General features: G+C 72.1%; 15 protein-coding genes, 2 pseudogenes and 1 riboswitch. Of the genes and pseudogenes, 10 read left to right on the top strand and 7 right to left on the bottom strand.

Features of this window, described 5'->3' with window-relative positions:
- Window positions 1-801 precede the first annotated feature (801 nt).
- Window positions 802-3,111 (bottom strand): asparagine synthase-related protein, encoded by a 2,310-nt coding sequence (locus ACFZBB_RS11690; RefSeq protein WP_391120283.1) that lies wholly within the window; start codon window positions 3,109-3,111, stop codon window positions 802-804.
- Window positions 3,112-4,081: 970 nt separating this feature from the next.
- On the opposite strand from ACFZBB_RS11690, the gene ACFZBB_RS11685 reads away from it, so the two are divergent.
- The 5 genes and pseudogenes from ACFZBB_RS11685 to ACFZBB_RS11665 form a co-directional block, all read left to right on the top strand.
- On the top strand, window positions 4,082-5,497 hold the full coding sequence (locus ACFZBB_RS11685) for an MFS transporter (RefSeq protein WP_188283634.1): 1,416 nt from the start codon (window positions 4,082-4,084) through the stop codon (window positions 5,495-5,497).
- Window positions 5,498-5,866: 369 nt separating this feature from the next.
- Window positions 5,867-7,117 carry an L-2-hydroxyglutarate oxidase gene (lhgO, locus tag ACFZBB_RS11680; RefSeq protein ID WP_391120281.1) on the top strand — a complete coding sequence of 417 codons (1,251 nt, stop codon included), beginning with the start codon at window positions 5,867-5,869 and terminating at the stop codon, window positions 7,115-7,117.
- 158 nt (window positions 7,118-7,275) lie between these two features.
- Window positions 7,276-8,175: a tRNA (guanosine(46)-N7)-methyltransferase TrmB gene (gene trmB / locus ACFZBB_RS11675; RefSeq protein WP_391120279.1), complete on the top strand. Its 900-nt coding sequence runs from the start codon at window positions 7,276-7,278 to the stop codon at window positions 8,173-8,175.
- A gap of 410 nt (window positions 8,176-8,585) precedes the next feature.
- Window positions 8,586-10,037 (top strand): PrsW family glutamic-type intramembrane protease, encoded by a 1,452-nt coding sequence (locus ACFZBB_RS11670; RefSeq protein WP_391120276.1) that lies wholly within the window; start codon window positions 8,586-8,588, stop codon window positions 10,035-10,037.
- Window positions 9,956-10,207, top strand: a pseudogene (locus tag ACFZBB_RS11665) (hypothetical protein); the annotation flags it as partial. The gene ACFZBB_RS11670 and the pseudogene ACFZBB_RS11665, both read left to right, overlap by 82 nt.
- Here the strand turns inward: ACFZBB_RS11665 and ACFZBB_RS11660 are convergent.
- Both ACFZBB_RS11660 and ACFZBB_RS11655 read right to left on the bottom strand, forming a co-directional pair.
- Entirely contained in the window at window positions 10,147-10,371 is a 225-nt protein-coding gene (locus ACFZBB_RS11660; protein ID WP_391120274.1) for a hypothetical protein, read from the bottom strand. The pseudogene ACFZBB_RS11665 and the gene ACFZBB_RS11660 sit on opposite strands and share 61 nt — an antisense overlap.
- A gap of 129 nt (window positions 10,372-10,500) precedes the next feature.
- Window positions 10,501-10,938: a hypothetical protein gene (locus ACFZBB_RS11655; RefSeq protein ID WP_391120272.1), complete on the bottom strand. Its 438-nt coding sequence runs from the start codon at window positions 10,936-10,938 to the stop codon at window positions 10,501-10,503.
- A gap of 15 nt (window positions 10,939-10,953) precedes the next feature.
- Here ACFZBB_RS11655 and ACFZBB_RS11650 point away from each other — a divergent pair, with 15 nt between their 5' ends.
- The 3 genes and pseudogenes from ACFZBB_RS11650 to ACFZBB_RS11640 all read left to right on the top strand — a co-directional run.
- Window positions 10,954-11,133 (top strand): hypothetical protein, encoded by a 180-nt coding sequence (locus ACFZBB_RS11650; RefSeq protein WP_391120270.1) that lies wholly within the window; start codon window positions 10,954-10,956, stop codon window positions 11,131-11,133.
- A gap of 167 nt (window positions 11,134-11,300) precedes the next feature.
- The gene (locus tag ACFZBB_RS11645) at window positions 11,301-14,474 is read left to right on the top strand and encodes a DUF3427 domain-containing protein (RefSeq protein WP_391120268.1); all 3,174 of its coding nucleotides are present in this window, start codon (window positions 11,301-11,303) and stop codon (window positions 14,472-14,474) included.
- A gap of 107 nt (window positions 14,475-14,581) precedes the next feature.
- A pseudogene (locus tag ACFZBB_RS11640) lies at window positions 14,582-14,920 on the top strand (TMEM175 family protein); the annotation flags it as partial.
- 199 nt (window positions 14,921-15,119) lie between these two features.
- Here ACFZBB_RS11640 and ACFZBB_RS11635 read toward each other — a convergent pair.
- The 3 genes from ACFZBB_RS11635 to ACFZBB_RS11625 all read right to left on the bottom strand — a co-directional run bounded on the left by ACFZBB_RS11635 (window position 15,120) and on the right by ACFZBB_RS11625 (window position 18,633).
- Window positions 15,120-16,211 (bottom strand): hypothetical protein, encoded by a 1,092-nt coding sequence (locus tag ACFZBB_RS11635; protein WP_391120266.1) that lies wholly within the window; start codon window positions 16,209-16,211, stop codon window positions 15,120-15,122.
- 503 nt (window positions 16,212-16,714) lie between these two features.
- Window positions 16,715-17,362 (bottom strand): response regulator, encoded by a 648-nt coding sequence (locus ACFZBB_RS11630; protein ID WP_391120264.1) that lies wholly within the window; start codon window positions 17,360-17,362, stop codon window positions 16,715-16,717.
- 11 nt (window positions 17,363-17,373) lie between these two features.
- Entirely contained in the window at window positions 17,374-18,633 is a 1,260-nt protein-coding gene (locus tag ACFZBB_RS11625; RefSeq protein ID WP_391120262.1) for a histidine kinase, read from the bottom strand.
- 358 nt (window positions 18,634-18,991) lie between these two features.
- On the opposite strand from ACFZBB_RS11625, the gene ACFZBB_RS11620 reads away from it, so the two are divergent.
- Window positions 18,992-19,294 (top strand): hypothetical protein, encoded by a 303-nt coding sequence (locus tag ACFZBB_RS11620; RefSeq protein ID WP_355336261.1) that lies wholly within the window; start codon window positions 18,992-18,994, stop codon window positions 19,292-19,294.
- A 282-nt stretch (window positions 19,295-19,576) separates the two neighbouring features.
- Window positions 19,577-20,122 (top strand): hypothetical protein, encoded by a 546-nt coding sequence (locus ACFZBB_RS11615; RefSeq protein ID WP_391120259.1) that lies wholly within the window; start codon window positions 19,577-19,579, stop codon window positions 20,120-20,122.
- Between the two features lie 107 nt (window positions 20,123-20,229).
- On the opposite strand, the gene ACFZBB_RS11610 is transcribed toward ACFZBB_RS11615, so the two are convergent.
- A complete protein-coding gene (locus ACFZBB_RS11610) occupies window positions 20,230-21,264 on the bottom strand; it encodes a peptidoglycan DD-metalloendopeptidase family protein (RefSeq protein ID WP_391120257.1) in 1,035 nt (344 codons plus the stop codon).
- Window positions 21,265-21,545: 281 nt separating this feature from the next.
- Window positions 21,546-21,718, bottom strand: a riboswitch (cyclic di-AMP (ydaO/yuaA leader).
- Window positions 21,719-21,786 lie beyond the last annotated feature (68 nt).

Raw genomic sequence — 21,786 nt, 5'->3', positions numbered from 1 at the left:
ACCCGCCCACCCGTGCGGGTGCTTTCCTCGTCTGCGGGTGCCGCCCGTGCCTGGTCGGTCCCGGCCCGGGGCACCTCCTCGGGCGACGAACCTGCGGCCACTTCCACTCGCTTCTGCCCCTGCCCGTTCGTCCCCCTGCGGGGGCACCCCGCACCGTCCCCTCCGGTCCGCCGGCACCCGACGGTCCGCTGTGGCTGAGGGAGGGGAGGGGGTGGGCGGGAGCCGGGCCCCTGCGCGACCGACCGTCCGGCCGGGGTGGCGGAGGGGGGTGGGTGGGGGCCGGCCCCCTGCGCGACCAACCGTCCAGCCGGGTGGGAGAAAGGAAGTGGGTGAGGGGGCCGGCCCCCTGCGCGACCAACCCTCCGGCGGGGTGGGCGGAACGGGTGCGTGAGGTGCGGGACCTGCGCGGCCGACATCCGGCGGGGTGGCGGAGGGGGTGGGTGGGCGAACGGGGCTGGGTGGGAGCCGGGGTGGGGTAACCGCCGGGGGCTTCGTGGGGCGCTTGGGGAAGGGCCCGAGCTCCGCAGCCCACCGGGAGGGGCCACCGGCGCAGGGCGGCCCGCCGAAGGAACCCCCACCCCCGGAAACCCCCACCGGCAGGCGGACGCCGACGTACCGGGAGGGGACGGGCCGGGGTGCCCCCGCAGAAATGCGGTGACAAGAAGGGCGCCGGATACACAGGGCCAGGTAGCCGCATTTCGAGGAGGTACCCCGGACCGGCACCGACCAGGCACAAGCGGCACCCGCAGACGAACAACCACCCGCACGGGTGGGCGGGCGGGAAAAGACAAACGGCAGAGGTCAGAGGGAGAGGCGCTGGACGCCGGAGGAAAGGGCGCGGGGATCAGTGGGAGTGGCGGGATCGGTCCAGCACGACCCCCGCCGCGCAAGCAGCCGCCGCAGCCAGACCTCGGTGGCGACCAGGTCGCCCAACCCGTCGAGGTCCGCCGGCACCCCACTCCCGTCCGCGACAGCGACCAGCGCGGAGCGCACCACCCGAGCGTCGATGAGCCCGGCATCGGCAAGCAGCGGCGCGTCAAAAAGGTCCAGAAGGTCGTCCAGCGCCAAGCGCAACCCCGTGCGGGCCGCCGCCGCAGCGGTGGAGTGGGAGTTGGCGCCCCACCCCGGCGGCAGGTCACGGACCCCGGCGCCTTCGAGGACGTCGCGCAGGACGTCGGCCCGGGCGCCGGGCCGTACGCGCAGGGCGCCGGGCAGCGCCCGGCAGGCCCGGACGACCTGGTTGTCGAGGAAGGGCGCGTGCAGCCGCTGGCTGGGCACCGCCGCGGCCTGCTCGAAGGCGCGGAAATCCGCGGCGGTACGCGCCAGGACGGCGCGGGCACGCCGCTCCCCCGGCCGGTCCATCGGCCACGGCCGCCGCGCGGCGTCCTGGAGGCGTACCGACACTTCGGCCAGCGCCTCCCCGGTGAGCCAGCGGGCGGCGGGCCCCGGCCGTACCCAGGTCATCGCGGCGAGGGACGCGGCCAGCGGCCCACTGCCGGCGGAGCCGAACTCGTGTCGCTGGAGCCGCGCCGCCGCGTCCTCCACACCCTGTTGATAAGGGGTGCGGGCGAGCCGCCGGGCGGCGCGGTAGACGGTGATCGGCACGGTGAAGGGCACGAGCGCCGGGTGCCCGAGGGCCCCGTCCGCGCGGGTGAGCGCGGCCACCGGCCGTACGAGGTGGCGGCGGCGCCGGTCCATCAGGAGGTCGGCGAGCCGCGCGGGATGCGCGTCGAGGACCTGCCGGGCGCCGTATCCGATGAGGTGGTCGGCGCCGCCCGCGGCGAGCCGCCGCCGGTTGCGTTCGGCGTCGACGAGGGAGGGGGCGGGCTCGTCGGTGAGCGCGCCGCCGCCGAGGTCGGCGTACGGCAGCGCCTCGGGGCCGCCGGGGACGACGACGTGCCGCAGCCGCGGGTCGGCGCCCATGATCCGCGCCCGCTCCAACTGCGCTTCCCTGGAGTGGAGTCCGCCGCCCGAGGGCTCCCCGCCGGAGGACCCCGGAGGTCCGCCACCCGCGAGGTCGTTGAAGGTGACGGCGAGCAGCCGCTCCCCCGCGAGGGAGCCGGGCGCGCCGGGCAGCATGCCGGGGTTGCCGGGCAGCCCCGCGGCGAGCAGCGCGAGCGTGGCGGAGGCGCTGCCGCCGGAGAGGTCGGCGCCGATGCCGGGCGCGGGGCCGTCCCCGGGGTCGGGTACGAAGCGGGCCTGGGAGAGCCGGGCGCGTACGGCGTCGACGAGCGCGTCCCGTATGCCCTCGACGGCCGCGGTGGCGTCGGCGTTGTTGGTGGGCTGGTGGCCGACGGCCAGCGAGGTGGTCTGTTCGTAGCCGCTGATCTCCGGGGCGCCGTCGCGCAGGATGAGCGCGTGGCCGGGCGGGACGCGGCGGACGCCGAGGTACGGGGTGCCGTCGCCGAGCGCTTCGGGCGAGTCGGGGCAGGCGAGGAGCGCGGCGAGGTGGGTGACGTCGAGCCCGGCCTCGATGAGGTCGGCGAGCGGGAGGGCGGCGGTCGCGTACGCCGTACCGCCCGCCCAACGGGTGTGGAAGACCGGCCTGGCCCCGGCGAGGTCGCCCAACACGGTGATGCGGCGGCCGAGTTGGAGTACAGCGGTGTAACTGCCCGACCAGGCCGTCAGATGCCGCAGCGCGCCGCCGCGGGCGGCGACCAGGCCCAGCCGCAACTCGGCGTCGCTGGCGCCGCATCGGCCGAGTACGGCGAGCCGGGCGACGGTGTGCGGGGCGCCCCCGCCGTGCCCGTTGCCATGGGAGCCGTTGCCGTGGGAGCCGTTCGAACCGCCGCCGCCCCGGCCGCCGTTGCGGTACGCGCCGCCGTCGCCGTACGCGGCACCCACCCCGCCGTACGTGTCGCCGTAACCGTCCCCGTAGGCCGCGCCCGCGGAGCCGTACGCCGCACCGTTGCCGCCGCCGAAGGCGTACGCGGCGCCGCCGCCCGGATCGGCCTGGACGACACGGACCTCGTCCGGCCGCCAGTCACCGACGGCCCACAGCGGATCCGGTTCCGACCACAGGAGTTGGGCACCGACGGGCAGGAGCGTACGGGTCCTGCTGCCGGGAACGGGACCCGCGGTGGCACTGCTCCACCCCACCAACCACCGCATCGCCGCCTCCACAGGCTGTGGACAGCCGGTACGCGGGGGGCCGCTCTGCCGCCGCCCCACTGCTCTACCGCTTCGCTGCCACGTCTGACGTCCGAAAGACCATGCTGCCACGTGAAGGCGCGCAAAGCGGCGCATGGGTGCACCAAGGAGCGCCGGGTCGCGCGCTGAGGGCAGCCGCGAGGCGAGTGTGAAACACGCATCAGCCGAAACGTCTGATTCGCGCCAAAGTCTGCGGCACATGCCGCAGTTGATATGCCGGAAAGCCAAGTACGCGACCAGGGACCGGTTGAGGACCGTTCGAGGTCGGCATGCGGGACATTAAGGGCACCCTCCGGCGCGGGCGGGGGCGGCGGATGTGGTGCAGGAGACAGTGGTGAGGGCCGTGGAGAAGGTGTGGAGCAGGTGTGGACCGCTGGTGGAGCACCTCCCGCGGACGTCGGGCGGCGAGGGCGGAGCCGGGGGCGGGCGCGCCGTCGCGGGGAGGCTTCGGCGCAAGGGGAGGTCCACGGCCCGGGAGGGCGCTGACGCACCTCCCGGGCCGGTCCGCCGCCCGCGGGGATTGTGGCAGCGGAACCCCCTGGCCCGCCGTACCACCGCCATAGCCGCCTGCCGGGGCCGCGGGCCGACCCACGGACCCTATGCAAGCGCCGCCGTCCCGGACGGCACAGAGCGCACGGCCGGGCGCACGGCCACATATACCGGGAGCACGGTCCAATGAGGTGGCGAGTAAGGGGCAGGAATCTCGCCATCCGGGACGAGACTCTTAACGGTCGGGATGCGGCGAACTACGCTGGGTGTACCCGGTTCGCACACGTACGCGCGGCTCGGGTGTCCGGCGCATGCGCCGCACCGGCCGCCGAGCGGTCACCGCGGTGGCTGAATCGGGCTCCGGGGGAGGGTGACCCCCGTACCCCACGACAAGACCAGGCCGGCCGGCCTGCCCCCCAGCGGCATCACGAGGTGAACCGCAGTGAACAGAGAACACCGCGGGCCGAACGAGAAGCTCGGCACCCTTCTCGCTCTGGCGGGCATCAGCAACGCCGGACTGGCCCGCAGGGTCAACGACTTGGGTGCCCAACGCGGCCTGACCCTGCGTTATGACAAGACGTCGGTCGCCCGGTGGGTGGCCAAGGGCATGGTCCCGCAGGGCGCCGCGCCGCATCTGATCGCGGCGGCGATAGGCGCCAAGCTCGGCCGTCCCGTGCCGCTGCACGAGATCGGTCTGGCCGACGCGGACCCGGCTCCCGAGGTCGGTCTCGCCTTCCCGCGCGATGTCGGCGAGGCGGTGAAATCGGCCACCGATCTGTGGCGGTTGGATCTTGCCGGACGGCGCGGACCCGGCGGCACGGGCATCTGGCAGAGCTTGGCCGGATCTTTCGCAGTGAGCGCTTACGTGACCCCCGCGTCGCGCTGGTTGATCACCCCCGCGGACGCCACCGTGGCCCGCGACGCGCCCGCGCCGGGCATGAACCACGTCGGTCACAATGACGTGACCAAGCTCCGCGAAGCCGCCGAGGACGCCCGCCGCTGGGACTCCAAGTACGGTGGCGGCGACTGGCGTTCGGGCATGGTCCCGGAGTGCCTGCGGGTCGAGGCGGCGCCCCTGCTGCTCGGTTCCTACAGCGACGACGTGGGCCGCGCGCTGTTCGGCGCGACTGCCGAACTCACCCGTCTCGCCGGGTGGATGGCCTTCGACACCGGCCAACAGGAGGCCGCCCAGCGGTATTACATCCAGGCGCTGCGGATGGCCCGCGCCGCCGCCGACGTACCGCTCGGCGGTTACGTGCTCGCCTCGATGTCGCTCCAGGCCACGTACCGCAACTTCTCCGACGAAGGCGTCGACCTCGCCCAGGCCGCTCTGGAGCGCAACCGCGGTCTGGCGACCGCCCGCACGATGAGCTTCTTCCACCTCGTGGAGGCCCGCGCGCACGCCAAGGCGGGCGAGGCCGCCGCCTGCGGGGCCTCGCTGGCCGCCGCGGAGGCGTTACTCGAGCGCTCCCGCGAGGGCGACGCCGACCCCCAGTGGCTCGGCTTCTACTCCTACGACCGGCTCGCCGCCGACGCCGCCGAGTGCTACCGCGACCTGCGCGTCCCGCGCCAGGTGCAGCGCTTCACCGAGCAGGCCCTCGCCCGGCCCACCGAGGAGTTCGTCCGCTCCCACGGCCTGCGCCTGGTCGTCTCCGCCGTCGCCGAACTGGAGTCCGGAAACCTGGACGCCGCGTGCGCCGCGGGCACCAAGGCCGTCGAGGTCGCGGGGCGGATCTCCTCGGCCCGCACCACGGAGTACGTCCGTGACCTGCTGCACCGCCTGGAGCCGTACAACGACGAGCCGCGGGTGCTGGAGCTGAGGGAGCGGGCCAGGCCCTTGCTCGCGGCCCCGGCGTAAACGATTCAGCCGGGCGGCCCGGCAGCGCGGGCGGGGGGTCGGCAGCAGGGATGCGCCGGCAGCACGGGAAGGCCGCCAGCACGGATGCGCCGGCAGCACGGACGGGCGGGACGGCGGCACGGATGCGCCAGCAGCACGGACGGGCGGGACGGCGGCACGGATGCGCCAGCAGCACGGACGGGCGGGACGGCGGCACGGATGCGCCAGCAGCACGGGCGTACCGGCAGCACGGATGCGCCGGCAGGACAGGTGTGCCCAGAAGCACGGGTGTGCCAGGAGCAAATTCCGGGCCGTCCGGCGGTTTCCGGCCGGTACGGCGTTTGAGGAGCGGGCCGCCGGGCTATGAGGGCCCCACAGGCAGGAGGCGTCATGACCCGCAGCACCGCACCCGCCTCCCGCCCGGAGGATGTCCTTGTCGTGGGCGCGGGCATCATCGGCCTCTCCACCGCCTACGCGCTCACCCGCGCCTCCCCCGGCATCCGCGTCACCGTCCTGGAGAAGGAACCGGGCCCCGCGCGCCACCAGACCGGCCGCAACAGCGGGGTGATCCACAGCGGCATCTACTACCGCCCCGGCTCCCTCAAAGCGCAGTACGCGCTGGCGGGTTCGGCCGAGATCGGCAAATTCTGCGCCGAGCACGGCATCCCGCACGAGACCACCGGCAAGCTCATCGTCGCCACCGCCCAGGCCGAACTCCCGCGACTGCACGCCCTGGTCCAGCGGGGCCGCGAACACGGCATCCCGGTAAGGGAGTTGGGCCCGGCCCAGATCGCCGAGTACGAGCCGAAGGTCGCGGGGCTGGCCGCCATCCACGTCGCCACCACCGGCATCTGCGACTTCCGCGAGGTCGCCGCCACCCTGGCCCGGCTGGCCGGGGACGCGGGCTGCCGGGTCCGCTACGGCGAGCGGGTCCGTACGATCGAGCGCCGCGCCGACGGCCTGGTCGCCGTCCGCAGCAGCGACGCCGAGGGCCACCCGCGCCCCGAGATCCGTACGAAAGTGCTGGTCAACTGCGCGGGGCTGCACAGCGACCGGATCGCTGAGCTGGCCGGGGACGACCCGGGCATGCGGATCGTGCCCTTCCGCGGCGAGTTCTACGAGCTGATCCCGGTCCGCCGCGGGCTGGTGCGCGGTCTTGTCTACCCGGTGCCCGACCCGGACTTCCCCTTCCTCGGCGTCCACCTGACCCGCGATGTGCACGGCGGCGTCCACCTCGGTCCGAACGCGGTGCCCGCGCTCGCCCGCGAGGGCTACCGGCGCGGCACCGTGGGACTGCGCGACCTCGCCGCGACCGCCCGCTTCCCCGGCACCTGGCGGATCGCCCGCCGCCACTGGCGCCAGGAGGCGGGCGAGATCCACCGCTCGCTGTCCAAACGCGCCTTCACCGCCGACGCCCGCCGCCTGCTGCCCGCGCTGCGCCCCGGCGACCTCGTCCCGGCCCCCGCCGGAGTCCGCGCCCAGGCCGTACTCCCCGACGGGACCCTCGTCGACGACTTCCTCTTCGCCGGCGCCGCCCCCTTCGTCCACGTCCTCAACGCCCCCTCCCCCGCCGCCACCGCCTCGCTCCCGATCGGCCGCGAGGTCGCCCGCCGGGCCCTGGAGGCCCTGCGCGCCGCGTAGCCCCGCGGACGGCGTTGACGGTTTCGCGCCTACCCCCCGGCCCCCGTCCGACCCCCGGGCCTGGCCTTACGCGGCGCGTTCGCGCACCGGTACGTGAGCCCGTACGCCGCTGGCAGCCGATCCGGGGGCCGCGGGCGCCCCGTAGAATCGACGGCATTGTGTCCACGTCACCCACTCCCCCCGCCACGCGTACGAGCGCGCCCGCCGTACGCGAGACCGATGCCGTAGCCGTAGCCGTAGCCGTAGCGGAAACCTTCACGGAAGCCGACGCCGAATCCGTCACGGAAGCCGTCGCCGAAGCCGTTGCCGGAAAGGCCGCCTCCGGCGCCGGCAAGCAGCAGCGCTTTCCCAGCGGGCCCGCGCCCGATCCGGCGGGGTCGCGGGAGGAGCACCGGATCAGGTCGTTCCATGCCCGGCGGGGGCGGATCACGCAGGCGCAGGCCGCGGCGATCGAGCGGCACTGGGAGGCGTGGGGGGTGGAGCTGGACGGCGCGCCGCTGGAGCCGGGCGCGCTCTTCGGCGACCCCGAGCTGCCCGTGGTGCTGGAGATCGGCTTCGGGATGGGGGACGCGACCGCCGCGATGGCGGCGGCGGACCCGGCGACCGGCATCCTGGCCGTCGACGTGCACACCCCCGGCCAGGGGAATCTGCTGGCGCTCGCCGACCGCCTCGGCCTGACGAACGTCCGCGTGGCCAACGGCGACGCCGTCGTCCTGCTGCGGGACATGCTGCCGCCCGCGTCGCTCGCGGGCCTGCGCGTGTACTTCCCCGACCCCTGGCCGAAGGCCAAGCACCACAAGCGGCGGCTGATCCAGCCGGACTTCCTGGCCATGGTGCTGCCGCTGCTGCGGCCCGGCGCGGTCGTGCACTGCGCGACGGACTGGGAGCCCTACGCCGAGCAGATGCTGGAGGTGCTGGCGGCGGAGCCGGGGCTGGCGAACCGGTACCCGGCGGAAGGTTTCGCCCCCCGGCCGGACTTCCGGCCGATGACGAAGTTCGAGCGGCAGGGGCTGGCGAAGGGGCACGTCGTACGCGACCTGCTGTTCACCCGTACCTGAGGGAGGCGGCGGGGACGTCCGGCGCAGGCGCGTGGGGCGCGACCGGCGTACGGGCCCGGGGACCGTCCGGCGTACGCGACCGGCGCGCGCTCCGGGAACCGTCTCTCGGCCCGTCCCTGGGCCGCCGCCGGAACCGCCCCTGACCCGCCCCTGACACGCCCGGTCAGGCCGGGCAGCGGCGGTCACCTGCGCGAACCGATGCCGACGCACCCTCGCGTACGGCCGCCCGGCCCCCGTACTGTCGACGGGTGTCCACGTTTTCGCACCCGGCTGCCGGGGCCACGGGTCCTCAGGAGGCCGCTGCCCTGCCCGTGTCGGGGCCGCCGCCCGGGACCGCCGCGCCGGGACCGCAGTCCGGGACCGCCGGATCGGGCTTCGACGGATCAGGCTCCGCCGGATCGAGTTCCGCCGTGCCGCGTTCCGACATATCCGGTCCCGCCGCGTCGGAGGCCGCCACCGCCGGGCCGCCGCCCGGTTTCGCGCCCGCGCCCGCCCCCGAGACCTGGCAGTACGCGCCCCGCCGTCCGTTCTGGGAGAGCCGGGCGGTACGTACGGGTGCGCTGTTCACGGCGCTGGCCGTATGCGGTGTGATCATCCTCGCGGTCGTGCGCCAGCACATAGGCACCGAGAGCTTCCTGGTCGGCCTGGTGCTGGCCATCCTGCCGGTGCCGCTGCTGGTCTGGGCGTTCCTGTGGCTCGACCACGTGGCGCCGAGCCCCTGGCAGAACGTGGTCTTCGCCTTCTCCTGGGGCGCGTGCGCGGCGACCCTCGTCGCGCTGTTCGCCAACGAGTACGGCGCCAAGCTGATCGCCACGACCTTCTCCGCGACTCCGACGCAGACCGACCACTGGGGTGCGACCTTCGTCGCGCCGCTGGTGGAGGAGACGGCGAAGGGCGCCGCACTCCTGCTGCTCTTCCTCTTCCGGCGCCGTCACATCGAGTCCGTCGTGGACGGCATCGTGCTGGCGGGGCTGGCCGCGACCGGCTTCGCCTTCACCGAGAACATCCTGTACATCGGCTCGGCTTTCGGCGAGGACAAGGCGCTCGGCTCCTCCGTGCTCGACTCGGCGACCGCCGCGACCTTCTTCGTCCGCGTCCTGATGACGCCCTTCGCGCACCCGCTCTTCACGGCGATGACCGGCATCGGTTTCGCCATCGCCGCCACCAGCCGCCCGCGCAGTGTGTGGCGCTGGCTCGCGCCGCTCGGCGGCTGGCTGATCGCGATGGTGCTGCACGGCCTGTGGAACAGCTCCTCGATGCTCTCGCCTGTCGGCTTCCTGACCGTCTACGTGGCCGTCATGATCCCGGTCTTCGGCCTCGTCGTCTGGCTCGCCTTCTGGGCCCGCGCCCGCGAGTTGCGCACCATCCGCACCAACCTCCCCGTCTACGCCGCCGCCGGGTGGCTGACGCTCCCCGAGCCGACGGCCCTGGCCTCGATGAAGGCCCGCAGCCAGGCCCGCGACACCGCGCGCCGCTACTACGGCGAGAGCGGGGCGCGCGCGGTACGCGACTACATCGCCTTCGCCACGCACCTCGCCTTCCTGCGCGCGGCGGCCACCCGCGGCATGCCCGCGCCGGACTTCACCGCGCGCGAAGCCGAACTCCTCCATCACCTCTGGCAGCGCAAGTCCCTGGTGCAACTCCCACTCGCCCAGGCCGCGGCGCCGCACCTCCCGCCCGCCGCCTGGGCGGCGCCCTTCCCGCATCCGCGCCAGGCCCCGATGTGGGGTCCCCGGCCGTGGGGCGGCCAGGCGCCCGGCCAGTGGGGTGCGCCCGGCGGATGGAACGCGCAGGCGCCCGGCGCGTGGGGCGCCCCCGGCCCCGGCGGCTGGGGCGACCGGGGACCCGGCAAGCACCGGTAATTTCCGCGCCCTCGCGCCCGTCGTGTCGCACTAGCCTCCGCCACGGCTCGCACCGCACCCGAATTGCCCTCGGTCGTGGCGAGTTGTCAGCGGGCCCGCGAGCGAAAATCTACGAGGTCGCCGAAGAGGTCGGCGTTCCCGCCTCGACCGTGAGCCGGGTGCTGGCCGGTGCGAACGGCGTCTCCGCGGCGACCAAGGCGCGCGTCATGGCGGCGGCGGACCGGCTGGGCCCCCTGCGCAACAGCCTGGCCGGCGATCCGGCCCCCAAGGCGTCGAACACCGTGGCCGTCCCGCTGCCCGACATCTCGAACCCGTTCTTCTCCAGCCTCGTCAAGAAGATCCAGGTCCTGGCCGAACGGTCGGGCTACGCGGTCCTGCTGTGCGGCACGCGGGACGACGAGCGCCGGGGAGTTCCTGCGCGCCGACCTGGCCGCCGCGGGCGTCGACACCGCCCACCTCGTGGTCAGCCCGCGCCGTCGGGGACGGCCGTCGTGATCGTCGAGCGGGGTACGGGCGACAACTCCATCGTGGTCGACCAGGGCGCCAACCTGCTGCTGCCCGCCGCCGACTTGCCGCGCGGGGCGCTGGCGACCGCCCGTGTCGTCCTCCTCCAACTGGAGGTCCCGCTGACGACCGTCCGCGCGGTCGCGGAACAGGCCGCCGGGCTCGTGGCGCTCAACCCCGCGCCGATGGCCGACGGCGTCGCCGACCTGCGCGACCACGTCGCCGACCTCGTACCCAACGAGTTCGAACTGCGCAGCCTGCTCCGCCGCTCGGCCCTGATCAGTCCCGACGAGCCCGCCGCCGCGGTACGCGAGGTCCCAGGCCGCTGGACGTCGTCGCCACCTTCGGCGGCGCCGGCGCCTATGTCTACGAACGGGCCCGCGACCGCGTCACCCACATCACCCCGTCGCCGGTGTCCGTCCAGGGCACCACTGGCGCGGGCGACTGCCTCGCCGCCGAACTCGCCGCCGGCTCCGTCGTCCCGACCGCGGCCGAAACCGCCGTCTGCCTCGCCAGCCTCTCCACCACCCACCCGGCCCCCCTGGCCCCCGCCCCACCACCACCCTCCGCTCCACCACCCACCAAAAAGTGATCCCCCACTGACCCCGACCTCGCCGGTGGGGCGGGGGGTCAGCGCGCCCCACCAGTACGCCCACCCCGACTACTCCCTTCGGCGACACCATCAGCCCAACGACGACGTGACGTCAGTCCACCCCGTGGAACGCAAATCGCTGCGAATGTCGGAAGCTCCTGTTACACATGAGCCTGTTCCGCGGTGTGAGGGGGAGAAATTCAGTGACTGGCGTGACACACAACGAAGAGCCGGTGGCCGGGCTCTACGAGCAGCTCATCACCGCTCGACTCGCAGAGCAGATCAAAGGGTTGGACGCTGTCGGTCTCCACGCGATCGACGAGATCGTGGGGGACGAGTCTGTGCCCCATGTGCTAGCTCGGCACGTCTCCGCGACGGTACATCGCGTCCTTCAGCACCTCACTCCTGCCGAGCGGGTCCTCGCTGCGAACCAGATTCTGGATTCGGTAAGCACCATCGACGGCGCCAAGGAGTGGATCGATCTCGTCTCCGACGGGCCGCGTCAGCTCATGGCCATCGCAGAGCAGGAGGCGCCAGGGGTCTATGCGATCCGCCCGGCGACGCCGCTTTCTGAGACAGCTCTCATCACCAACTCACCGGAGGACCCGAGCCTCGGGTTCGAGTTGCGCGCCGAGTTGGCTACCGCGGACCGCATCGACCTTCTCTGCGCCTTCGTGAAATGGCACGGTCTCCGCGTTCTAGAGCAGTCACTGAAGTCCGCTCGAGATCGCGGTGTGCCGATCAGAGTGATCACCACGACCTACATTGGTGCCACCGAGCGACGAGCCCTGGACCGCCTTGTGCGGGATTTCGGTGCCGAGGTGAAAGTTAACTACGAGACGCGATCAACCCGTCTCCATGCGAAGGCGTGGCTGTTCCGACGAAACAGCGGATACGACACGGCATACGTCGGCAGCTCAAACCTCTCCAAGACTGCTCTACTCGACGGTTTGGAGTGGAACGTACGGCTCTCGTCAGTTGCCACGGCTGCCGTAATGCGCAAGTTCTCCGCAACCTTCGATGCGTACTGGAGCGAAGCAACCTTCGAAGCGTACGACCCGGACCGCGACGGTGATCGCCTTCAAGAGGCGCTTATAGAAGCAGGCGGTGGCAACAAAGGGGGCGGTCGACCGTCGATCAGCCTGTCTGGCCTAGAGGTGCGCCCATACCCCTACCAGCGTGACATGTTGGAGCGACTGGACGTCGAACGTACGGTCCATGACAGACATCGCAATCTCCTGGTCGCCGCGACCGGTACCGGCAAGACCGTGATGGCGGCACTGGACTATCGAAACTTGCTTCGGAAGCTCGGCCGCGACCTACGTCTGTTGTTCGTTGCTCACCGTCGGGAGATCCTCGACCAGTCACTCCGCACGTACCAAGGCGTCCTGGATGATGCGAACTTCGGGGAACACTTTCATTCGGGCGACATCCCGAGCAACTGGTCTCACGTATTCGCGAGCGTGCAGTCTCTGAACGAGAAAGCGTTGAATCGACTCGCCCCCGACCACTTCGATATCGTCGTTATTGACGAGTTTCATCACAGCACGTCACGGACCTATCGCAGGATCATCGACCACTTCCAACCTTTGGAGCTGCTCGGGCTCACAGCAACGCCCGAGCGGAGGGATGGCCACAACGTCCAGGACGAGTTCTTCAACGGCAGAATCGCCGCTGAGATGCGTCTTTGGGAGGCGCTGGAGAACGACCTCCTCACCCCGTTCCACTACTTCGGGATCACCGACAACACAGACATGTCGGCGGTCACGTGGACGCGTGGTACCTACGATGATGGCGAACTGAGTAACCTCTTCACAGGAAACGACGCCCGGGCTCGACTCATTGTGCGCGCGGTAGAGGACAAAGTGAGTGACCCCGGCGCTATGCGCGCGCTCGGGTTCTGTGTGTCAGTCAAGCACGCCCACTACATGGCGGAGTTCTTCCAGAGAGCCGGGCTCAACGCGGTAGCCCTGTCCGGTGAGACGCCAAGCGCCCTGCGAAAAGCAGCGCTGGCCAACCTCAAAAACGGCACCCTTCAAATCATCTTTTCCGTAGACCTCTTCAATGAGGGCCTCGATATCCCGAATGTGGACACTCTGCTCCTCTTGCGCCCGACCTCAAGCGCAACCGTCTTCCTTCAGCAGTTGGGGCGTGGCCTGAGGCGCAGCGAGGGGAAGGCAGTCCTCACTGTCCTGGATTTCATCGGCCAGCATCGCGCTGAGTTCCGATTCGAGGAACAGTTCCGCGCTCTGACAAACCTCACGCGCAACCGCCTCCTGACCAGCATGAGAGACGACTTCCCGCAACTGCCTTCAGGTTGCCAGATCATCCTGGAGCCCAAGGCTAAAGAAGTCATCCTCAAGAACATCAAGAGTCAGATTAGCGTCAACGTCACGCAGCTCGCCAACGAGGTCGCGTCCTACGCCCGACCACTCTTGGCCGACTATCTCGACGAGAGCGGCCGGGAGATCAAGGAGCTCTACCGAGGCGCAGGCCATTCATGGACCGGACTGCTTCGGCGGGCCAACCTGATCACAGATTCTGCACCGGCCGGGGAAGCCGAACTCCTCCGGCGAGCGTCTGCCTTCCTCCATGCCGACGACCCAGTGCGGGTCAAGACATACACACGACTGCTCGCAGACGACGCACCTGCCTACGAAACTCTGAGCTCCCAAGAGCAGGCGTACGCACGCATGCTCTACTTCACGCTGTGGCCGCTGGGTGGTTTCCCCAGCTACGAAGCAGCCTTCCGCACCCTTGATCCACAGGTCGCCTTCCGACACGAGTTGCGACAGATCCTCAAATGGGGTCTCGACCACGCCGAACACGTCCCAATTCCCCTCCTCGGCACGCACCCCGGTCTTCCTTTGGCCATCCACGCCTCCTACAGCCGCGAAGAGATCCTGGCGGCTCTCGGACAGTCCGTGATCGGGGGTTTCATGCCCGGTCACTTCCGTGAAGGCGTTAAGTGGTGCGAGAACATCAAAACCGATGCATTGTTCATCACCCTGGAGAAAGACGAGAAGGACTTCTCACCTCAGACCCGGTACCGGGACTACGCGATGAACGAGTCGCTGTTTCACTGGGAATCGCAGGTACAGACGTCTGATACATCTCGTACGGGAATCCGCTACCGGACCCACGTCGACCAGGGCACCCATGTCCTCCTCTTCGTCCGCCGGTACAAGAAGACCGACATCGGCGGACCACAGCCTTGGATGTTCCTCGGCCCCGCTGAGTACGTCGAGTCGAAGGGCAGCAGGCCCATCGGGGTCGTGTGGAAGCTGACTCACACTATGCCCGCCGATGTGTGGACATACTCAGCCATCGCTGTCAGTTGAATCACCGACCGCTAAGGGCGGCTGAGAGGCACGGCGGGAGCACAAGCGGGCGTGGAGGTGGCGCTGAGCTGGGAGGTGGGGTGGTCTACTGGGGGGTTTAGTGGTGAGTGCGGGGTCTTTGGGGCGTCGCGGTGTGTGGGGAGACGGATATTTCGGAGGACGAGCAGGGGCATGAGACGCGGGCGGCGGAGCGGCTGATTTTGTTTTCGGACGCGGTGGTGGCGATCGCCATCACGTTGCTCGCGTTGGAGTTGCCTGTGCCGGAGGGGCACGATGTGTCGGAGTTCTGGCACTCGGTGCGGGCGAATGATGGGCATTACCTGGCGTTCTTGATCAGTTTCCTGGTGATCGCAATGGCGTGGGGCGAGCACCACAGGGTGTTCAGGACGGCGCTGCGGGTCGATACGCGGCTGCGGAAGATCAACATGGTGTGGCTGATGATGATCATCCTGAATCCGTTCGCCACGAAGATGCTGATCGAGGAGGGTCACGACACCGTCGCCACGCATGCGCTGCGGTGGGGCTTCTACGCGCTGTTGCAGGTGCTGGCGAATGTCACGCTGCTCGCCCTGACGTATTACCTGAAGACGCTGAACCCCACGGGGACGGGCGCCGGGGTGGACGGGAACGAGGGGGCGTACGGGGTCATCGTCGGGTTCGGTCTGTCCATTCCGGTGTTCTTCGCGACGACTTACGCGTGGGTGCTGTGGATTCTCGGTCCGCTGCTGGCCCGGCGGGTGTACCGGCGTTTCTGGGGGCGGGGCGACCGGGAGTTGCGCGACGCGTGAGGGCGCGGGCGGCGGCGGCCAGGAGAACGAGGGCGGCGAGGGCGAAGACGGCGCTGCCCGTCAGAGCGAGTGACAGGGAGACGTCGAGGGTCGGGGACTGCGTGAAGCCGACCCAGGCGTAGGTGAGGACGGCGCCCGCGGCGAGCGCGAAGCGGTGGGCGGCGGACCACGCCGGGCTGCGGGACCAGCGGAGCGCGAGGCACACGAAGGCGGCGACGGCCAGGAGCCACAGCGCGGGGTCGATCCAGTCGGGGACGCCGGAGGGGACCAGGCCGCCGCGCGCCCAGTAGACGGAAGTGGCGGCGAAGGCCGTGGCGCCGACGAGCCAGGGGCGGGGCGTCCGGGCCGTCGGGCGGGTCGCCGGACGGGCGGGGAGCGTGAAGGCCAGCGCGACCAGTACGAGAATGACGGCGCCGCAGCCGATGAGCCGCGCGGGCGAGGCCATGAAGTGCTCGCTGTGCTGCTGCGCGACGGCGAGGAAGAGCGAGTCGGCGACGAAGGCCGCGGCGACCAGCGGCAGACCGACGTTCCCCAGCCACGGCCGGCACTCCCGCCCCGCGCGCCCGCCACCCCACGCGAAGGTCTCCACGATCGCGATCGGCACGCACACGCTCCAGACCGTGTGGATCGACAACACGTCCTCGATCATCCCGACGCTCGTCCCGAGGAACGGCACGTACGTCCCCGCGTACGCGCCCGCCATGTCGAACCCGCCGTAGTGCGGATTCCACAGCATCTGGTCGATCGGCCCCTCCTCGACCAGGGCGTACGCCGCCGCGAGCACGATCATCGTCGGCCAGCCCCGGCCGAGGCGCCGCGCGCACTCGCGGATCAGTACGGCGCCGCCGCCGTACATCGGCGCGAGGATCAGGACCGACGGCAGCGCGGTGACCGGCTGATTGCCGAGCAGGAACTCCCCGATCAGGGGGGACAGGAAGAAGAGGGCCACCGCGAGCCGGAGACGGCGATACGGGCGCCGGTCGTACGAGCGCGGGTCGGCCGACGGCCGGTACGCGGATACGGTCCGGGGGTCGGATACGGTCCCCGGCCGGGAGTCGGCTCCACGGTCGGATACGGTCCCCCGGCCGGCGTCGGCCCCCGGGTCCGGGGCGGAAGCGGCGCCCCGCGGCAAAGACGTCCGTACTGCGTCATCGGAAGGCATAGCTCCGACGCTAGGCACCCGCCCCGTTCACGGCCTCGGCCGACCGGCCAGACCCGCCGGCCGACCGGCCAGACCCGTACACCAACCGGGCGGCCCCGCCGGCCGACCGGCCAGACCCGTACACCAACCGGGCGGCCCCGCCGGCCGACCGGCCAGACCCGTACACCAACCGGGCGCCCCCGCCGGCCGACCGGCCGGAGTCGTACCCCGACCGACCGGCCCCCTGCACCCACCGGCCCGGATCCCCGCCGGAGGCGCTACGGAAACGGCACCGCCGAAGGCACGGCCCCTCATTCCTCCCCCGCGTCATGCGCCAGCAACGCGAGCTGAATCCGGTTCTCGACCCCGGCCTTCCCCAGCGCGCTGGACAGATGCGCCTTGACCGTCCCGACCGACAGATGCAGCCGCGCACCGATCTCGGTGTTGGAGAGCCCTTCGGCGACGGCCCGGGCGACGGCGCGCTCGCGCTCGGAGAGGACGGCGAGCCGCTGCCGGGCGGCGTCGGCGCGGGAAGAGGACCCGGAAGCCGCGTGGGCGATGAGGGCACGGGCGGCGGACGGCGACAGGACGGGTTCGCCGCGAGCCGCCCGGCGTACGGCCTCGACGATCTCCTCCGGCTCGGTGTGCTTGAGCAGATAGCCCGCCGCGCCCGCGCGTACCGCCTCCAGGACTGTGTCCTCGGCGCCGAAGGTGGTCAGCACGATGACCTGGGGCGCGGGGTCGCGCCCGGTGAGGGCGCGGGTGGCCGTGATGCCGTCCATGACCGGCATGCGGATGTCCATGAGGACGACGTCGGGACCGTGCTGCCGTACGGCCGCGGGTACGGCCGCGCCGTCCCCCACCTCGCCGACGACCTCGATGCCGTCGGCGCCGCGCAGCATCATCTTCAGCCCGGCGCGCACCAGCGGGTCGTCGTCGACCAGAAGTACCCGGATCATGCCGTCGCCCCTCACGCCTCGCCCTTCCCCCGCGGCCGCGGATCACGCACTGATGTCGCGGGCCACGGTAGCCGTACCCGTACGGTGAACACGCCGTCAGCGCGCCCGTGTTCGAGGGTCCCGCCGTCCAGGGCGACGCGTTCGCCGAGGCCCACGAGACCGGTGCCGGAACCGGGGATCGGGCGCGGCGGCCCCGAAGTCGCCTCGTACGCATGCGGGTTGGTCACCTCGACGGTGAGGTCCGCGCCGGGCGCGCCGCTCAACCGTACGGTCACGGGTGAACCGGCCGCGTGCTTACGGGCGTTGGTCAGCGCCTCCTGCACCGCGCGGTAGGCGGTGCGCTGGGCCTGCGGGCGCAGGTCGGACGCGAGCGCGGCGTCCACGTCGTCGTGGAACTCCACGTCCTGGCCGGCCGCCCGCGCCTCGGCCACCAGTACGGCCACGTCCGCGAGCCGTGGCTGCGGCGCGGCCGTACCCTCCTCCTCCGTCCGCAGCACGAGGAGCACTTCCCGCAACTCCTCCAGCGCCTGATGGGCGTTGTCCCGGATAACGCGCGCGCTCTCCTCGATCTCGGCGGCGTCCAGGGCGGGGCCGCCGGCGCTCCTCGTCCGGTACGCCAACGCCCCCGCGTGCACGGACAGCAGCGAGATGCGGTGCGCCAGCACATCGTGCATCTCCCGTGCGATGGCGGTCCGTTCGGCGCGGCGGGTGTCGGCGAGCCGCCGCGCGTAGTCGGCGCGCTCGCGTACCGCGTCCTCCCGCAGCCGGACGAGGAGTTGGCGTCGGCTGCGCAGGGCGCTGCCCGAGGCGAAGAAGACGAGGTAGTACGCCACCGAGAAGGCCGCCGCCGTCCAGTCGGTGCCGTGCGGGTCCGACAGCAGCAGCGCGTCCGGCACCGACGCGGCCACGAACAGGCCGAGCACCGGCAGCGAACGGCGCAGCGGCTCGTACAGCGCCAGGCTCGCCGTGATCACCATCCCGGCCCCGAACACGCTGTTGGACAGCGCCAAGGCGGGTACGGCCAGCAGCGCCACGGCCATCGGGTACCGCCTGCGCCACCACAGCGACACGCACGCGAGCGCGCCGAGCGGCAGGTCGACCGCCTGGATCCACACCGGCCGGTCCTCGTGCTGCGCCGCGACGCCGTACACCACCATGCCGACCAGTACGGCGAAGCAGAGCGCGGACACGTCCACGGCCCAGTCGCGGGGCGTACGGCCGCCGGTACGGCCCTCCGGGCGGTCCTCGGTACGGAGGTCGGCGTCGGTCATTCCCCGAGCGTAGGGGCGGCGGGGGTCTCGCCGGGGAACCGTCCCCATCCGCCCTCGGGTGCCGGACGGCGGGGCGTGGCCGACGGGTGGGCGCTCATTGCCGCTGGGGCTAGTCCTCAATCGCCGGACGGGCTGATTCATCGCCTCTGGTCGCGGACCCCCTCGGCTCCCGTCCTCAAACACCGGACAGGCCGACTCATCGCCTCTGGCACACCCGCCAACCTCGGCTCCCGTCCTCAAACACCGGACAGGCCGACTCATCGCTTTTGGTCGCGGACCCCCTCGCGGAGGCGGCGGACGAGGGGCGGTTAGCCTCGGAGGCAAGGCTTCGGGGTTGGTGCGCGAGGAGGAGGACGGGATGGCTGGGGTTCCGGCGAGTGTGGTGGCGGCGGGCGGGCTGATCGGCGGCTACGGGGTGGCCCGGTGGACGCGGAAGCGGGCCCTGGGGGGCGTGGCCCTCGCGGCGGCGGGCACGCTCGCGGCCCGCGAGTGGCACGCGCGCTCGGGACCGGCGGTCGCCACGACGCTGACCACCGTCTACGTGGCGGCTTTCGCGGGTTCGCACCCCCTCGCCCGCAAGCTCGGCGCCTGGCCCGCCGTCTTCACCGTCGCGGGTGGCGTGGCCGCCGCGTCCTGGGCCGTGACAGGCCGACGCGGCTGAGGCCGCGCGCCTGAACACCGACACGGGCGCCGCGTCCAGGCCAGTCGCGGGCCCGACGCCGACGTGGCCGCCGCCACTGAGACCACGTCCCCGGCCGTGACGGGCCGACGCCGTTGAAGCCGCGCGCCTGAACACCGACACGGGCGCCGCGTCCAGGCCAGTCGCGGGCCCGACGCCGAAGCCGCGTGCTTGAACGCCGACGTGGCAGCCGGTCGCGGGCCGACGCTGAGCCGCGTGCTTGAACGCCGACGCGGCTGAGAGCCGCGTGTTTGAATGCCGCGCATGGACGACGATGTCACGACCGGCGGCGGGGCCGCCGGTTCCGGATCGGCGCGGATATGGATCGGCGCGATCCCGTCGATGGATCCGGACGGCGTGGAAGTGATTCTGGACCTCGATCTGGACTCGCCCGACCCGGCGGAGCGGATGATCTGTCTGCTGCTGAACCGGGGGCACGAGGGCGAGGAGGGCGTCTTTTATCTGCTGCCGGACGACCTCTCGGCGCGTTATGAGCGGATCGGCGAGCGGTTGGCCGTGACCGTGCTGTCGCACCACGCGGTGCTGGACGCCGATCTGGGCGAGACGGACGAGCTGCGGACGCACCTCGCCGGGCTGGCCCGCGATCCGCTCGACGCCGACCGTCTGGTCCTGCTGCGGCGCGAGATCGTCACCGACTTCGTGCCGGCGGTTCAGGACGACGGCGCGCAGCCGTTGCTCGTCATCGAGCACACCGATGCCGCCGCCACGCTGGCGGATGTCCTGCGCCAGTTCGACGAGGGCGAGACGGGTGTCGCTGTCCTGTCGACGACGCCGGACCGGAAGGGCTGAACGAACCGGCCGCATGCCAACGGCCCTGGCGTCGGGGGGGGAGCGCCAGGGCCGTCGGGGTTAACCGGAGGAGCGGTCCCGGGTGGAGCGGGACCGTCCCAGATGGTTCAGACGGCGATGTCGTGGGCGCGGAGCCAGACGGCCGGGTCGATGGGGGCGGCCCCGGCGGTGGGGCGGACCTCCAGGTGGAGGTGGGGGCTGGTGACGTTGCCGGTGGCGCCGACGCGCCCGATGGTGTCGCCGGTGATGACCTCGCCGGAGGTGACGACCATGGTGGAGAGGTGGCAGTACCACAGCTCGGTGCCGTCATCGAGGGTGAGGATCACGCGGTAGCCGTACGAGCCCGCCCACCCGGCCGAGGTGACCGTACCGGTGTGGATGGCGTGCACCGGGGTGCCGGTGGGAGCGGCGAAGTCCTGACCGGAGTGGGTGTTGGCCCACAGGGAACTGGCCTCGCCGAAGCCGTCGGTGAGCGTGTACGAGGCGAGCGGCTTGAGGTACGAGACCGCGAGGTGGGCCAGGCGCTCGGACTCGGCCTTGGCGGCGGCCTCGGCATCGGCCTTGGCCTGGGCTTCCGCCGCGGCCTTCGCGGCGGCGGCCTGCTCGCGTACCTTCTGCGCGGCGGCCTCGCGGGCGGCCTGCTGGGCCGCCGCCTTCTCGGCCGCCTCGCGCTCGGCCTGCGCGGCGGCGTCCCGCTGCCGCGTGGCCTCGTCGATGATGCGGGCGCGCAGGGCCTCACCGGGGTCGGTGGGCGCGGGGGCGGCGGACGGGGCGAGGTCGACGGAGGAGGCGGCGACGACGACGGCGGTCGTAGCCGTGGTCGAAACCGGCGCCAAGTCCGGGGTCGGAGCCAAGTCCGGGGCCGTGGCCGTATCGGCGGCCGTGCTCACGGAGGTGTCGGGGGCCGACACGTCCCGTACCGCCGCGCCGAAGAAGTCCCCGGCCGTGGGCAGCGCCGAGACGCCGGGGGAACCGGCGGGCGAGACCCCGGTCGAACTCGGGGGCAGGTCAAGGGAGTCGGGGAGTTCCGGCAGGTCCGGGACCGCTATGGGCGCGGGTACGGCGTCGGCCGCGACGGCCACGCCCCCGGCCCCTACGGCGGCCATCGCGGCGACGCCGAGGACGGTCGAGCCACGGGCCACGGAGCCGACGGAGCGCTGGCGCGGAAGCCGGTGACGGTTCACGCCCTGAACGCCGTAAGCGCCGTATCCGCCCTGCGCGCCCGCGGCACCGGGGTCGCCCTGGGCCGCGGCGTACGCGGCGGCTTCGGCAGAGACAGAGGCAGAGGCAGAAGCAGAGGCTTCGGCAGAGGCGGCGGAATCCCCCGGAGAATTCCAGTCGTCCCACTCGCCGGGGGGATCGGCCGCTGGGGCCGCCGGGGCGGGAGCGTAGGCAGGCTGGTTGGACGCCACGCGGGCGCACTCCTTTCCTTCCTTGTCGCCTACCGGGTTAGCTGACGGGTTCGGAGCAGGAAGGTCTCCTACGGGCCTGGGTGCTGCCCGATTCACCCCATTGGACCCCTCCCGTACGCCAGGGTGTGGCGAGCGGGAGGGCGGGTCCCCGGTTCCCGCGGACGGGATTCGGCAAGCGCGCGGTGCCGCCTCTGTGGCGGTGGTGACAACCGCGCTGCGTTATCGAACGTTAATAGAGCCGGGGTCGTTTTC

The organism is Streptomyces sp. NPDC008139 (assembly GCF_042957025.1).
Lineage (GTDB): Bacteria > Actinomycetota > Actinomycetes > Streptomycetales > Streptomycetaceae > Actinacidiphila.
Note: the sequence above shows the minus strand (reverse complement) of the source record. Positions and strands in the feature narration are given on the sequence as shown.

Bases quoted from the DNA above. Each gene is read 5' to 3' on its own strand.
- ACFZBB_RS11625 (WP_391120262.1), bottom strand. From the start codon at position 18,633: ATGACCGACGCCGACCTCCGTACCGAGGACCGCCCGGAGGGCCGTACC.
- ACFZBB_RS11630 (WP_391120264.1), bottom strand. From the start codon at position 17,362: ATGATCCGGGTACTTCTGGTCGACGACGACCCGCTGGTGCGCGCCGGG.
- ACFZBB_RS11690 (WP_391120283.1), bottom strand. From the start codon at position 3,111: ATGCGGTGGTTGGTGGGGTGGAGCAGTGCCACCGCGGGTCCCGTTCCC.
- lhgO (WP_391120281.1), top strand. From the start codon at position 5,867: ATGACCCGCAGCACCGCACCCGCCTCCCGCCCGGAGGATGTCCTTGTC.
- ACFZBB_RS11620 (WP_355336261.1), top strand. From the start codon at position 18,992: ATGGCTGGGGTTCCGGCGAGTGTGGTGGCGGCGGGCGGGCTGATCGGC.
- ACFZBB_RS11615 (WP_391120259.1), top strand. From the start codon at position 19,577: ATGGACGACGATGTCACGACCGGCGGCGGGGCCGCCGGTTCCGGATCG.
- ACFZBB_RS11645 (WP_391120268.1), top strand. From the start codon at position 11,301: ATGAGCCTGTTCCGCGGTGTGAGGGGGAGAAATTCAGTGACTGGCGTG.